The following is a 14,274-nucleotide window of genomic DNA, read 5'->3' on the forward strand; positions in this document are numbered from 1 at the left end:
GTGGCGACTGCGTTGCGCGTTTTGCCGAGCGATCACCAGCCGCCGCTGCCGGTTAACTCTCTCATTCTTCGCGAACCGCTCGACTCAGAAGCGGTGCCGATGGATGTCGTCTTTGTCGGTGGCGGCCCTGCCGGCCTCGCCGGAGCGATCGAGCTGGCAAAGCTGGTGAAACAGGATACAGAGGCGGGCGGCTCGCTTGGCGAAGTTCAGATTGCCGTGCTCGAGAAGTCGGCTGCGCTCGGCGAGCATTGTCTGTCGGGTGCGGTCGTTAATCCGGCCCCCTTCCGCGAGCTGTTTCCGGATATCAAGGACGGTGATTTCCCGTTTCGACTGCCGGTTACGAAAGAGCGGGTGTACCTGTTGACTGAGGGGCGGGGGTTACGGATTCCAACGCCGCCCACCATGCACAACCAGGGCAATTTTATCGGCTCGATTTCCGAAATCGTGCGATGGCTTGGCGAGCGTGCGGAAAGTATGGGAGTCAATATATTTACCGGTTTTCCGGCCGCGTCGCTGATGATGGATGGAGACAAGGTTGTCGGAGTGCGCACCACACCCACTGGCCTGTCGCGCGACGGAACGCCCGGCAGCGGCTTCGCCCCGCCCACCGACATCTCGGCGCGCGTCACAGTTCTTTCCGAAGGAACGCGCGGTTCGCTGGCTCAGGCGTTCTTCCAGGAGTCCGGAATAACCTCAGATAACCCGCAGATTTTTGCGCTCGGCGTGAAAGAGGTATGGGAGACAAAAAAACCTCTCGACGCAGTCGTTCACACACTTGGCTGGCCGCTGCCCACCGATGCCTTTGGCGGAAGCTTCATGTATCCGCTGGCGCCGAATCTGGTTGCACTGGGAATCGTCGTCGGGATGGATTACCGGCAGACAACACTCGACGTCCACGTGCTGCTCCAGAAGCTCAAGACCAACCCTGTCATCCGGGAGTATCTGGACGGCGGGGAGATGTTGGAGTGGGGTGCGAAGACCATTCCCGAGGGCGGCTATCACGCGATCCCCAAACGCCGCTACGGGGACGGAGTAATGATCATTGGAGACTCGGCCGGTTACGTCGAAGTGGCGTCGCTCAAGGGAATCCATTACGCGATGCAGTCGGGGATGTACGCGGCCCGGGCAATCTTCGATGCGTTGAAGAAGGACGATACGTCGTCAAACACGATGGCCAGGTACGATGCACTGGTGGATACGAGCTACATCGTTTCCGACTTGCGTGCCCGCCGGAACATGCGGCTCGCGTTCCAGGGGTCAGGCTTTTACGTTGGCGGCTTCAAGGCAGCGCTGATGACCCTCACAAAGGGCGCGTTTCCCGGCGGCAAAATAGACTCCGAAACGGACGCTGAGGTGGAACGCGAAGTCGTCGCCTCCGAAACGTTCACGCCCGATGGCAAGCTGACTTTCAGCAAGCTCGATGCAAATTTCAAGTCCGGCAATGCGACGCGCGACGACATTCCATCGCACCTCATCGTCGGCAAGGATGTGTCAGCCGCAGTTGCAGAGTTGTATGAACACATGTGTCCCGCCGGTGTGTACGAAAGGGACGGCGAACGGCTGGTGGTGAGCGCCGCGAACTGCATCGACTGCAAAGCGACGGATGTGATCGGCCCCCGATGGACGCCACGCGAAGGAGAGAGCGGGCCCCGTTACCGGCTGATGTAAACGCCTCGGCTCCCGTCAGCTCGCCTCGTCGGCAATCTCATAGAGATCGATCGTCTGATTGATCTCCCCAACGCTGAATGCGTGGCTGACTTTTGACCTGATTGCGAGTCGCGCATCGCGGCACTCCTCCATGAAGTCAGGCACTCCAATCCGTCCGGGGTCGGCAACGATGGCCATGCCTCCCGGGGCGAGCGAACGCTTGAAGATTCCCGGTAACAACCGCGCATATTCTTTCTCGTACAGAACGTCAGACGCGAGGATGAGATCGAGCGAGTTGACGTCGCGTGGAAAGTGTCTCCAGTCGATCATGCGAGCGACCGGGGATTTGCCAGTGATCCGGAAAGCATTCGCCCGGGTAAAAGCGAGCGCATCCGTGTAATAGTCCGAGGCCGTCATGGCGTAACCGGCAATCATTGCCGCGGTCGTTACAAGTCCGACGCCGCAACCAAGCTCCAGGCCACGGCGGGCTGCTTCACCGCGGTCTGTTTTTTTCGCGAAGCCCAGCAGATGCTGCGCCAGAATCGTGGACGAGGGCCACACATCGGCCCAATATGGAAGCCGTTCATCCTTTACGAAGTCTTCCTCGCGTATCAAATCGTCGGAGTTTCGCGGCCGCAACATGGAAAATGTCCGATCCCCCACGTCGATGTCGCCAGTGACGGTGTCGAAACGACGCTCCAGCGCGCTGACCAGGTCCTGACCATCGAGCGTGGAAAGTTCGTCGGCTGAGATCACTGGAGATTGAGTTGCGACGACATCTCCAGACTGTCGCCGAGTGGCAGCGCGCGGTGCACCTCTCCCGGTTGAATGTCCAGATTGTCACCCGGCAGAATGAGCAGCGCGTTCGCACGCGCCATTGCCGTCACGACCGCGGAGCTCTGCGAGCCTGCGGAGCGCGCGATGAAGCCGCCATCCGTCGTCCGCTCGACAATCACACGGAGGAAATGCATGAGGGGTGCAGCGAGCTGAGTCGGGTCAGCGACCACCACGGGAATGGTCCGCCTGAAGAAATGTGTCAACCCGAGCATCTTGCGGAGCACCGGACGCACGAAGACCTCGAACGAAACCATTGCAGACACCGGGTTGCCCGACAACCCAAGCCAGGGAGTGCCGTCCAGTATGCCAAACGCGAGCGGCGCCCCGGGTCGCATTCTGACTTTCCAGAACAGGAGTTCGCCACCGAGCTCGTCGAAAGCGCGTCGCAAGTGATCGTGATCGCCAACTGACACCCCCGCCGATGTCACGATCAGATCGCTGCTTTTCGCCCGTTCGAACTTCGATCGAAGCGACGCTGGCGAGTCATTGGCAATACCGAGGTCGACTGGCGTGGCACCGGCGTCGCGCACGAGTGCGGCGAGCGTAACGGAATTGGACGACACGATCTTTTCTCCCACCAGCGCTGGAGCGAAGTCCGCCAGCTCGACCAACTCGTCGCCCGAGCTGATGAGGGCCACGCGGGGCCGGCGGAAAACTTCGATGTTCCTTACTCCAGCCGACGCGAGAACGCCCAGGTGAGCGACACGGAGCTCTTCACCCGTGTCAAACAACAGGTCTCCGGCGTGGAAATCCTCGCCAGCCTTCCGGACGTTGCGGCCTCTGTCACGCTGATCACGGATAACGACTATCCGACGGCCGTTGTCCGTGTCTTCATGCCGAATCACCGTATCTGCTTCCAGCGGAAGCGGCGCACCCGTCATGATGCGCATCGCTTCACCGTTCTGGAGTGCCCGTGGCGCGAACTCACCCGCGGCTATCGTCGCGACAACCTGCAGGCGCGTTACTTCCGGAGCCGCGGTTCCCGTGGGGCCGATGGCAGAGAGGTCAACGCTACGCACCGCGTAGCCATCCATCGATGCGTTGTCCCAGGGGGGGGAGGTAATCGGAGCGACGACCGGTGCCGCAAGAACGCGTCTCGCACCTGCGGCCAGCTCGATGTTTTCAGATGGCAACCGGTGAATGCGCTCGAGAATACGCGCACTCGCCTCAGCGACGGAAATCAACTTGTCGGCGAAGCCCTGTAGCCGGCCATCATCGCCCCGACTGCGTCCTGAAACCGTGTCACTACGGCAACCGGTACGGTGAAGTGGTTGCTCAGCAAACTGAACACGAGTTGCTCGCCATCGGCAGAGGTGATGTATCCTGACAGCGACCGGACAAATTCCAGCGTGCCCGTCTTGGCGTGCATGTTGTTTTCCGCGGGTGAGCCTTTCATGCGTGACCGCAGCGTGCCATCGATACCGGCAATTGGCAGGGAATTATAGAACGCCGAAAAGGCAGTGTCGCGCCGAATGGCTACCAGTACGCGAACCAGTGTTTCAGGTGACACGAGATTGTGGCGCGACAGGCCGCTCCCATCATAGACCTTGAAGCCAGTTGGCTCGGCGCCCCAGTTCAACAACTGGCGCGAAACCACCGCTGCGCCGCTGTCAGCTACCCCAACGCCAGTCTGTCGCAACCCCATGGTTTTCAGCAGCAGTTCTCCAATCTGGTTTTGCGACGGTTTCTCAAAGTGGCGTAAAATGTCGCGAAGTGTCGATGACTGAAACGAATACACCGTATCTATCGCCACCGGGGCAGCAACACTGTCGGAGATCCCACCCGAAACCACAATGCCGCGGCGCGAGAGGGCAGTGTCCAACGCAGCGAGATACGAGCGGGACGGATTTCGGGTTACAACCGAGACGACAGTGTCCCGCCCGCCAATCGTGATCGTGCTGTCAACGAGCCCTTCATTATAGAAAAGCTCATCAACCGGAGCGCCGCTGGAACTGGTGAAATCGTCAGCTTCCCAGCCATACCCATAAATGCCGTCCGTAAATACGTTGCCGCCACTCATGAGCTTTCCCGTTACCCGGCGGATACCTCTCGCCGCGAGCGAATCGGCAACGTCCAGCAGAGCCGTCATCGCCTTGCCCCGCGCTCGGTCGCTGATCGTCGGATCCCCGTTGCCGATCACAAGCAGGTCACCGTTGACAACGCCATTCACCAGCGATCCTCGTTTTGCAATCGTGGTTCGATAGCGGTACTCAGGGCCGAGGTGGGTAAGGGCTACTGCCCCGGTAAGAATCTTCTGGTTCGACGCAGGCATGAACAGCTTGCCGGCGTTCAGTGAATAAAGTGTGTCGCTCGTTCGAGGATTGACGATGAGCACGCCGAGGAATGCGTTTCTGAGATTCGGATCGCGAAGGAGCGAGTCGATCGAAAGCCGAAGACCCTCCCGCGCATTGATCACCACGATCGGCACCGGCACCGGCGCGCGTGCAGTTGAAGCTGGGGGAGCGCACGCTGTCGCCAGCAGAGCAAACGCGACGCCGGCCACCCGTCCCAAAGGCCGCCTTCCGTTGCAATGCAGCATCAATCCTGGCGCCATGTTGCGCTCAACGTTTCGTCTTCCGCAATTGTCACGCTGGTTATTCTGATTCCGCCAGGCAGCGCCGCTTCGACCCGCTCGAATATGAACTTTGCGAGATTTTCGCCAGTCGGGACGAGCGCACCATCTGCAAATTCCGGCACATCGAGATTGATATTCCGGTGATCGAATCGCTTTCCAACCTCTTTATCGAGAATGCGGTCGAGTAGTCCGAGATCGACAATGAACCCGGTGGTTCCGTCAATCGCCCCCTGCACTGTGACATCGCAGGTGTAGCTGTGGCCGTGGAAGCTGGGCCACGCACAGGGCCCGAAGGTGGCCTCGTTCGTCTCATCGCTCCACTCGGGACGTCGATACCGGTGCGCCGCCGCAAAAGAAACACGGCGGGTGAGATATGCATTTGGCATGGAGGTAATGTGCGTTGCCGGGTGTACATCTGCATTAACCCGAACTCCAGTCAAGGCAATGCCTCGGGGCTAGGGCCCGCCGTCTCTTCCAGAATTCCCGGTGTCCTGACTGCCGATACCCTCAGGGGTAGGGCTCTCCGGCGGTATCCACGGCACCGCGCCTTCGATCGCCTCGGTGATATCGTACGTCCCGGTCGATTCCTCATCCTCGTCGTCGGCCAGGTGTGCGGATTCAGCCGTGTACTGACTCGACGAATCCCCAAGCAGCAGACCTGAGTGCCCATTTTCGTCGGCGAGATGCTCATCGATGTCTTCGGGGCTGACAGCACGGCGCAACTCATCGACCACAATCTGATTGTCGACATCGCCGATGCCGATCACATCGGTGAGAACGTGATCGACGATCCTCAGCTCCGAATCAGTTCCGACTCTCCCGGACAAGGTGACGCCACCATTCCTTATCTCCACGATGATGTCATCAGCATCGAAGCCATTCTGGGATTCGAGCTGTGCCCGGACGTGCTGCAGCAGCTCGTCATCAGTCATGTTCTCGAGATCGTCGGTGTTGTCGAAGTCGTCAGCCACAATTGCCCCCGCAGGCGGTCGATGGCGCGGTGCGCCGAGTCAGCGGAAGAGAAGGTAGGATACACCCAGCGTCAATGCCGGGTTGCTCTTCCAGAAATTCCGAGCCTGCGAATCTTCGAGGACCGCAGTGTTGTCCGATGATTGTACGTAGTAAGCGGTCGGATACTTGATCTGGTAGAAATAGGTTCCTACATCGGCGCGCATCTGGAACCGGCCGCCCGGCACGTACCGCAATCCACCGACGGCGGAAATGGCAAATGTGGTGCCGAGCCTGTAGGGATCTTCCACCACTTTCTTGCCAGCGTCACTCGCCACCCCAAGACCGCCGTACAACACCGGCACTATTCCATGGAATGTTCGCTGGCCCGTGACATTCAGGGAGATCCCGGCATCGGCGAGATAGATGGGCCAGCTGCGTGTTCCCAGATTGCGAGTGGCAAGTGGCAGGGTTGGATCAACCGCCGTCCGGTCGGTCATCGCCTGCGCGACGCGGACCACCAGCTGGGCCGGGCCGCCAACCACCACTTCATATCGAATTCCGGCGATAGGCCCCCCACGCGGCGCAACGCCCGCCGGGTCGTCACCGGTGGCGAGATATCCGCCGAAAACGGTTGCCTCGTGCTTGAATTCCAGATCTCTGAACGGGCTGCGCGGGGGTGGATAACCGACGTCCACCTGTGCCGCGAGGGGTGCAGCAGATAACGAAAGCAGGAACACCAACAACATCTTCTTCATGGAACCTCTCCAAGTTGGATGCCGGTCATTTCCGGCGGCTGCTCGATGCCAAGCATTGTTAATATAGTTGGCCCTACATCACACAAAGCTCCACCGCTGCGCATGGCCGACAGACGTTCATCATTCACAACGACGAATGGCACAGGGTTGGTAGTGTGCGCTGTATGCGGACCGCCGGTGCCGGGGTCGATCATCATCTCGGCGTTACCATGATCGGCAGTAATCAGCAACCGCACACCCGCCGCCTCGGCTGCCTTCAGCACGCGTGCGAGGCTTCGGTCGACAGTCTCGACCGCTTTGAGCGTGGCGGGTAGTGATCCGCTGTGTCCAACCATATCAGCGTTCGCATAGTTGCAAAGCATGAAGTCGTGAGTTTTTCCGGCGATAGCGTTGCAGAGCACGTCGGTTACGCCCGCGGCGCTCATCTCCGGCATGAGATCGTAGGTAGCAACCTTCTGACTGGCGACCAGGATCCGCTCTTCACCCGCATAAGGGGTCTCTTCGCCGCCGTTGAAGAAATAAGTCACATGCGGATACTTCTCCGTTTCCGCTGTTCGCAACATCGACCGCCCGCGATCGGCTAACACCTCGGCTAAGATGCGCGCCATGGATTGCGGGGCGAACGCCACTGGCAGTCCGAGTGTGTCGTCGTATGACGTGAGCGTTGTGACGCTGACCCTGGGACGGTTCGTGATGCTGAAGCCCGCGAAGTCGGGATCGACCAGGGCGCGGACCAGCTGACGCATCCGGTCCGAGCGATAGTTGAAGCAGATCATCGAGTCACCGTCCCTCATCCGGGTGCTCGAACCATCCATGCCCGCGATGCAAACCGGCTGGATGAACTCGTCGGTGATGCGGGCATCGTATGCCGCGCGAACCATGGCAGGGGCACTCGCCGCGCGCATTCCCGCGCCCTCGACGATCGTGCGGTACGCGAGCTCGGTGCGCGACCAGCGGCGGTCACGATCCATGGCGTAGTAGCGTCCCGACACGCTTGCGATATGGGCGATGCCGCGACCCCGCGAGGCATTACTGTTGTCGCCGATGTACGCGAGCAAGTCTCCGACGTACCCGAGGCCGGACTTGGGCAAAGTATCGCGACCGTCAGTAAAAGCATGGATCGCAATGCGGGGGACGCTTTCCTGAACCGCGAGATCTATCAGAGCGAACAAGTGGCTGTCGATGGCATGGACGCCGCCATCGCCGATGAGCCCTGTCAGATGAAGCGTGCCGCCGGACGCTCTCGCAACGCGACAGGCTTCGACAAGAGCGGCATTTCTGAAAAAAGATCTATCGGCGATGGATGCCGATATTCTGACCAGATCCTGCATTACAATACGCCCGGAGCCGAGGTTGAGATGACCAACCTCGCTGTTGCCCATCTGGCCCTCCGGAAGTCCCACACGGAGCCCGGAGGCATCGAGCAGCGTCCTCGCCGGGCTCTTCCACAGGGAGTCCCATGTCGGCGTATCAGCGAGCGCAATGGCGTTGCCGTCGACTGCCTCACGGTGTCCCCATCCGTCGAGGACTATCAGCGCGACGGGGCGGGACGTGTCGTAAACCATTGTTGCTCACTGCGTGTAAGAGTGTACGTTAGGAACCGTCGAACCAAATGTAGCCCCACCAAATACCCCGACCAGCGTTGCGCCTTTTTCTTGCTGCCGTTCCGGTGTTGCTGGCGTTCCCCATGTCTGCACAGGAGAACGTGTTGCACACAGCGACCCGCGCCACCGTCGTTCGTCCGGCTCCGCCGGCAGGCTCCTCGCCCGGAGGGTTGCTGGGTCAGATTGCCAAAGGCACTCAGGTTGAAGTGCTTGCGCGCGAGCGTGACTGGGTGAGAATTCGCCTCGAAGGCTGGGTGCGCGAAGGGGATGTCATTATAGCCGACAGCAGTGTGCGGCCGCTCAGCGGGGCTGACATACGGAATAATCCCGCGGCTGCACGCGGCAAGCTGGTTCGATGGGAGATTGAAGCAGTGTCACTTCAGACAGCAGATCCGCTGAGGTCTGGTCTGGTTGCCGGGGAGCACTATATCCTTGCGCTGGGGCCGGGCGCAGAGAAGACCCTTGTCTACATGGCAGTGCCGCCTTCGCTGCTTGCGGCGGCACGCAGCCTCGCACCGATGTCGCCGGTTACTGTCACGGCACGCGTGCGAAACGGTCGCAGCGAGCCAGCCGGCGTACCGATACTCGATCTTCAAAGCCTAACCCGACGATAAATGGAAATCCGTTCCGACAAGCAGCCAGGTTCGACTCCGCCTTCCGACAGTGACGCTGGGCGCCGTGACCCGTCCAAAGGGGAGCGGGGTGATCGCCGCCGCGGCGGGTGGCGCGATTTTCGGAGAAGTTACCCCGGATTCGTCCTGACTCTCGTATTCGCTCTCGTCGCGCTGCTCAGTGTAAGTGGGTTTCTGTTCTACAAGCGGGGCGTATACGAGGCCGAAGTTGTGCGATTGCGCGCAGGCATGACCGATAATGAACGGGCGCGCACGGACGCGATCGTCGCCGCGGAGGAGAACAAGGCGCGCATCGCGCTCGAGCTGGCACGCAGACAGGCGAAGATTGAAAAGAATCTGCACCTCTCCGTGGCCATCGATAGCGGCAAGATTTTTCTGGAGAGAGATGGCGCGGTGCTCCGGGAAATGCAGGCTGCCTTCGGTGCCGAGACTGCCGCCGGATCCGGGGGCGATTCGCCTCCCGTAGTGATTCCACGGGGTCAAAAGACCATCGCCGGCGTCTCTGGGAACGCGATCACGCTGGACGGTGGCACTGTGATCTCTGCCGCGAGTGGTCCGCTAGCAACCGACTCTTCTACGATCGCGCCCGGCAATGTACGAATCGGCCTCGCTGACATGAAGGCGATAGTGCCGAACCTCAGCCCGGGCATGCGGGTATACTTCTATTGACGCACCGCACACTACCGACGACAGGGGCTACCTGATGGGAATTGCCAACACGATAACGCATGGCGGGAAGTGGGTATGGGGAACGCTTCTGGCGTTCACGGCGGTAGCGGCGGGTACCGCAATGCTGTTGACGCAAACCGCCGAGGTGCGCTATCAGCGCGACGTAAACCGCATGGTCTTCAACGACAATCTCGGTGTACTCGAGGAAGTGAAAGCCAGGCTCGGTACGTCCGAAGACAGCCTCAATCAACTCGTGGCAGGGAATCCGGCGGTACCGGCCGATCAGCCGTATATCGTGGTCAGCATCGAAGAACGGGAGCTCTGGTTCAAGCGTGGCGATCAGCTGCTTTTCCATACACAGGTTGCGACCGGCAGCGGAAAGACGCTGGTAGGCAAGGGCGGCGGTGGAGGGCAGTGGAAATTCGAAACACCGCGCGGACGGCTGAAGGTTCAGGCCAAGGAAGTCGATCCGGCATGGGTACCGCCCGACTGGCATTTTCTGGAACAGGCAAACAAGCGCGGTCTCGGGCTGGTAAAGATGAGTCGCGGAATGACGATTCCGTCCTCCGATGGGTCGGTGGTAAGGGTGAGCGGTTCCGAAATCGTCAAGCGATATGCGGACGGCAACGAGGTTGCCCTGGAAGCAACCGACGGCCGGGAGATCGTCGTCAACGGCAACATCATCGTTCCGCCATTCGGCACGAACCAGCGGCGTTATAAAGGTGTCCTTGGCACGCGCCGGCTCGTCCTTGGTGATGGTTATGCATTGCACGGAACGAACAAGCCGGAATCGATTGGCCAGGCGGTCAGTCACGGCTGTGTACGCTTGCGGAACGAAGACATTGAAAAGTTGTACGAAATGGTCCCCGTTGGTACGCCCGTTTACATCTATTGAGCGATGCGCGGGCGATGCGGTGCGTAATGCGGAGTTCGCCGCCAGCAGTCGCCCGCGCTAGTTTCTGACAATGGATGTAGCCGTCTCAGAACGGCGCGAAATCGCGCCGGATCAAACAGTTTTCCGCAGACGAAAGCCGGCAATGCTTGTTACGCTGGCCCTGTTCGTTGCGGCCAGCGCCGGGGTAATGCAGTTTCGCTCGCCCGTTTCATCTTTTGCGATGCGACCCTTCGGTACTTTCCTCAAGAAGAGCCTCCCGGCCGCAACTCCATCCGCGACTGCGTTCGGATCCAGCGGAGGAGTGCTGCTTCGTTTCGCGATGCCTGGCGAAAATGTCGAGTATCCACTCGACGTGCACGGCGATCCGGCACTGCTGTCATACAACTGGGTCAGGGTGGGAGACTCGACGTCGGCACAGGCTCCCCGATTGTTGAAAGGTGCGCGTGTTCAGGCGCCTCTGACTCCCGGGTTTTACCGGTTTGCGCTTGTGAGAGGGGATGAGCACAGGGTCATCGAAGGGCTGACACTGGCTGTGCTGGTACCGTTCGAGGAGAAGCATGGCACGATGCTCAGAGGCTATCGGATAGGCACGTATATTGGAGAGCAGATCGCCGGGCGGCAGGACCCTCCCGAAGGATTTCTCGAGATAAGGGAGAGGGACGTCAACCTCCCGATCAGCAAGCATCTGAAGGTGAGCGATTTCCTCAACCACGATGACCAGAAAATGTGGCCGCGGTATGCCGCGATCAACCCGAAGCTGCTCGACAAGATCGAGCTGGTGGTGTCCGAGATCACACGCTGGCACGGGGCGGGCGGTCGCACCAGGCTTTCGATCGACGTGAAATCCGGTTTCCGCGCACCCGACCACAACGCCCGGGTAAAGCGGGCCGCCCGGGACAGCCAGCATCAGTATGGCGATGCAGCAGACGTTGCGATCGACGCTAACGGCGACGGCAAGTACAGCGCAATGGATAGCAGGATGATCGGGCTCGCCGTCGAGATCGTGGAACTCAAGCATCCTGAGCTCGTAGGGGGCCTCGGGATATACACCAGTGGGCACTCACGGACTACCTACGTGCACATCGATGCTCGCGGCAAGCGGGCGCGGTGGGGCGGATGAGGAATCAACTATGAACGACATGCTGCGGGACCGGCTCATTCGCAAACTCAATCTCATGCCCGACGAAAGGCTCGGCCAGATACTCGACTACATTGATTTCCTGGAGTCCAAGTACGCGCCGGTAATGGCAGCTCCTTCGAACCCGATGAGAAGCTTCGCTCAGGGCGTGGAGGATACGTTGCGTGCCGGCAAAATGTCCGCCGGGGCAGTTGCTGGGACCATGAGTATCATGAGCAGGGCGGTGGGTGCGATCAATGAGGTTGCGGCCGCTGGCAAGTCTGTTGCAACAGGCATAATGGGCGCTGCATCGCCAGTTGCCCCCAGTTCGTCTCAGCCGACGCCGGCACCGCCTCCAGTTACGCGAGCGGGGCCCCATGAGCTGGGCAGCCAGCTACCTCATTCCCTAGGAGAAGAAGGCAAGTGACTACAGTAAAAGGACGCGGTGAGTCCGCGACGGGCAGACGCACGCGCAAAGTGCCGCCGGATGTCGATGTCGGCCAGAAGCCGCGTACGGGAGCCAAGCGCACGGTCATGGGAACCGTTAAGGAGTTGCCCAACTTTCTGCGACTCCTTTATGGCCTGTTGACGGATACGCGTGTTCCGAGCATCGACAAGATGGTGGTCGCTGGGGCAATCGCCTACATTCTGCTGCCGCTCGACCTGGTGCCCGATTTCATACCGTTCATCGGCGAAGTTGACGACGTATTTCTGCTTATTCTCGCAATTCAAAGGCTCATAACCAACGCCGGCCGAACCGTCGTGCAACAGCACTGGATGGGGGATGCGGCAGAGCTGGCGTCGCTCAATCTGGAGCGCATACTGGCGGCGTGCGCTTTCTTCCTGCCGCGACGGATGAGACGTCGGCTGAGAACCATCGGCCGGGTCTAACCGTCGGCGGTGCACGCTTCAAGGTTGAGCGCAAGAAGGCCGCAGCGGATAGCTGCGGCCTTCGGCGGTTTTAAACGAGTGGCAGGTGGGTCAGTCGGACGCTAACTGCACCGCGGTAACGTCGCCACCGGACAACGCTCGGGATCTGGCAACGGTGCGGACGAGGCACCTGCGGGGCCGCCAAAGGTGTAAGAGGGAAGGCGCAGCGTGCCCAACTCACGACCCGGGACTGGTAGCTGCGTAAAACTGTTCTCGAGAAGCGTCTGCCATCCTCGTGCATCGAAGAATGCAATTACTCCATCGACGCCGAACATCTCGATCCCCTTTTCATAACGCAGCGCATCCCACAATGAACCGCATTGGCCATTCCGCTTTCGCGGCACGCACCCTGGCTCATCCGGCGGTCCGGCAATCGTCACTGCGGGGAGCTGGCCGTTTGCGATGCGCGTTTTGTTGATGAGCGCAACCGCCTCGGAAGCACGATTGAGACGAATGAGCCCCTCGGCCTTGAGGAGGTCCATCTCGGTGACGGTCATGGCAGTCTGCGGACCTTCCTGCCACGACGTGCCCCTGCCGAAACGCTGGTAGGCGTAGTGCGAATACCGGAAGGTTCCGCGACTAGCCGCACCGATATTCGTGGCTGTATAACCAAAGTACTTGCCAAGCGTCGCCGGCCCGCCGGCGCCTTGAATGCGACGATCCCGGGTTCTGATCTGGAAAGCCGTGCGGCTGGCCCCCGGCAGGTTCGACCAGTTGATGAAGCCGCTGGCCGAATCGGCAGGTCCAAGCAGCCAGTAGCTGGGACGCCCGAAATCGCTGGGCGGCCCCGCCCGAACGCGCGCTAGCAGCCGCTTCCAGTCATCCCAGAGGATGTCGACCTGAGCGACCGGCGCGAAGTCAGTCGTGATGCCCGCATCCACTCTTCGAATCACTTCGGTCCAGTTTACTGCCGCGCGCTCGGTGCGCGTTCTTGGAGAGTATGCGAGATATCGCGCGGCAAATGAATTCGAAAGCCTGATGAAATCATCCCGGCTCATTGCCTGGAACAGCCATGAGTCTACCGGGAGTGTGAAGTTGGCGGTTCTCGCAACGGCAATGCCCGCATCTATCTGCGCAATCGAAGTCTGAATGACAGTGGGGTATGGATGGAAGACGGGGATCTTGACCGTATCGACTGCAAGCTTTTCGTCGACGATGAACGCCTTGTCGTAATAAAGGCCAAGCTGTCCATGGGAAATACCCTGCATGAACTTTCCAACCGCCCGAGCCCGGGCGGTTCGAGTGGCGTCAACGATGATGAGGCCGGAGTCGATGGCAATCAGCGCATCGTTTACGGACGAGATCGTGCGGTAAAGATCAAACCACGGCCTCTGGTTTACATCGGCTCGGGCATTGACGGGACTGTTGTTCCAGGCTGATCTGGGCTCGGTGGAAACCTCGAGCTGACCGAAATCGGCAAAGCTCGAGGAGGCCTCCCGTGCCGACGTCGACAACGCCCACGATGGGTAATCGTCGTGTCCGGACACCGGCCACCATGTCCGGAAAGATGTTGCCACGAAAGACTCCGCCGTCGTGGGCTGCTGGGTAGCGCGTTCACGATCGGGTGCGTTCGGGTTTTTGATCGCCAGATCCTGGCATCCGGCAATTGCCACCGCCCCGGTGACAGCAAAAAACTTCAGTCGGTTCATCTTATCTCCAAAG

At 60.2% G+C, this 14,274-nt stretch carries 15 protein-coding genes; 7 read left to right on the forward strand and 8 right to left on the reverse strand.

The window, feature by feature from the left end:
* Positions 1-1,668: an electron-transfer flavoprotein:ubiquinone oxidoreductase gene (locus tag WKF55_12095; GenBank protein ID MEJ7760316.1), complete on the forward strand. Its 1,668-nt coding sequence runs from the start codon at positions 1-3 to the stop codon at positions 1,666-1,668.
* Between the two features lie 15 nt (positions 1,669-1,683).
* On the opposite strand, the gene WKF55_12100 is transcribed toward WKF55_12095, so the two are convergent.
* The 7 genes from WKF55_12100 to gpmI all read right to left on the reverse strand — a co-directional run bounded on the left by WKF55_12100 (position 1,684) and on the right by gpmI (position 8,330).
* On the reverse strand, positions 1,684-2,403 hold the full coding sequence (locus tag WKF55_12100; GenBank protein MEJ7760317.1) for a methyltransferase domain-containing protein: 720 nt from the start codon (positions 2,401-2,403) through the stop codon (positions 1,684-1,686).
* The gene (gene glp, locus WKF55_12105) at positions 2,400-3,668 is read right to left on the reverse strand and encodes a gephyrin-like molybdotransferase Glp (protein MEJ7760318.1); all 1,269 of its coding nucleotides are present in this window, start codon (positions 3,666-3,668) and stop codon (positions 2,400-2,402) included. The genes WKF55_12100 and glp overlap by 4 nt, the downstream gene beginning before the upstream one ends.
* Complete coding sequence (dacB, locus tag WKF55_12110; GenBank protein ID MEJ7760319.1) at positions 3,665-5,038, reverse strand: D-alanyl-D-alanine carboxypeptidase/D-alanyl-D-alanine-endopeptidase; 1,374 nt, start codon at positions 5,036-5,038, stop codon at positions 3,665-3,667. The genes glp and dacB overlap by 4 nt, the downstream gene beginning before the upstream one ends.
* Positions 5,023-5,445: a 6-carboxytetrahydropterin synthase gene (locus WKF55_12115; GenBank protein ID MEJ7760320.1), complete on the reverse strand. Its 423-nt coding sequence runs from the start codon at positions 5,443-5,445 to the stop codon at positions 5,023-5,025. The genes dacB and WKF55_12115 overlap by 16 nt, the downstream gene beginning before the upstream one ends.
* Before the next feature lie 69 nt (positions 5,446-5,514).
* The gene (locus WKF55_12120) at positions 5,515-6,030 is read right to left on the reverse strand and encodes a BON domain-containing protein (GenBank protein ID MEJ7760321.1); all 516 of its coding nucleotides are present in this window, start codon (positions 6,028-6,030) and stop codon (positions 5,515-5,517) included.
* Between the two features lie 39 nt (positions 6,031-6,069).
* Positions 6,070-6,765, reverse strand: coding sequence for a hypothetical protein (locus WKF55_12125; protein MEJ7760322.1), 696 nt, complete (start codon positions 6,763-6,765; stop codon positions 6,070-6,072).
* A complete protein-coding gene (gene gpmI / locus WKF55_12130) occupies positions 6,762-8,330 on the reverse strand; it encodes a 2,3-bisphosphoglycerate-independent phosphoglycerate mutase (protein ID MEJ7760323.1) in 1,569 nt (522 codons plus the stop codon). Before gpmI ends, WKF55_12125 begins: the two co-directional genes overlap by 4 nt.
* Positions 8,331-8,407: 77 nt before the next feature.
* Between gpmI and WKF55_12135 the strand changes: the two genes are divergently transcribed.
* From WKF55_12135 to WKF55_12160, 6 genes are all read left to right on the forward strand, one after another.
* A complete protein-coding gene (locus WKF55_12135; GenBank protein MEJ7760324.1) occupies positions 8,408-8,983 on the forward strand; it encodes an SH3 domain-containing protein in 576 nt (191 codons plus the stop codon).
* Positions 8,984-9,670 carry a hypothetical protein gene (locus WKF55_12140; protein MEJ7760325.1) on the forward strand — a complete coding sequence of 229 codons (687 nt, stop codon included), beginning with the start codon at positions 8,984-8,986 and terminating at the stop codon, positions 9,668-9,670. It begins immediately after the preceding gene.
* A gap of 34 nt (positions 9,671-9,704) precedes the next feature.
* A complete protein-coding gene (locus WKF55_12145) occupies positions 9,705-10,565 on the forward strand; it encodes a L,D-transpeptidase (protein ID MEJ7760326.1) in 861 nt (286 codons plus the stop codon).
* Between the two features lie 70 nt (positions 10,566-10,635).
* Entirely contained in the window at positions 10,636-11,685 is a 1,050-nt protein-coding gene (locus tag WKF55_12150; GenBank protein MEJ7760327.1) for a D-Ala-D-Ala carboxypeptidase family metallohydrolase, read from the forward strand.
* Between the two features lie 10 nt (positions 11,686-11,695).
* Positions 11,696-12,109 (forward strand): hypothetical protein, encoded by a 414-nt coding sequence (locus WKF55_12155; protein ID MEJ7760328.1) that lies wholly within the window; start codon positions 11,696-11,698, stop codon positions 12,107-12,109.
* Positions 12,106-12,573, forward strand: coding sequence for a DUF1232 domain-containing protein (locus WKF55_12160; GenBank protein ID MEJ7760329.1), 468 nt, complete (start codon positions 12,106-12,108; stop codon positions 12,571-12,573). Before WKF55_12155 ends, WKF55_12160 begins: the two co-directional genes overlap by 4 nt.
* Positions 12,574-12,674: 101 nt before the next feature.
* Here the strand turns inward: WKF55_12160 and WKF55_12165 are convergent, their stop codons facing one another.
* Positions 12,675-14,261 carry a hypothetical protein gene (locus tag WKF55_12165; protein ID MEJ7760330.1) on the reverse strand — a complete coding sequence of 529 codons (1,587 nt, stop codon included), beginning with the start codon at positions 14,259-14,261 and terminating at the stop codon, positions 12,675-12,677.
* Positions 14,262-14,274: the final 13 nt, after the last annotated feature.

The sequence above is a fragment of the Gemmatimonadaceae bacterium genome, from assembly GCA_037721215.1.
Taxonomy (GTDB): Bacteria; Gemmatimonadota; Gemmatimonadetes; order Gemmatimonadales; family Gemmatimonadaceae; genus UBA4720.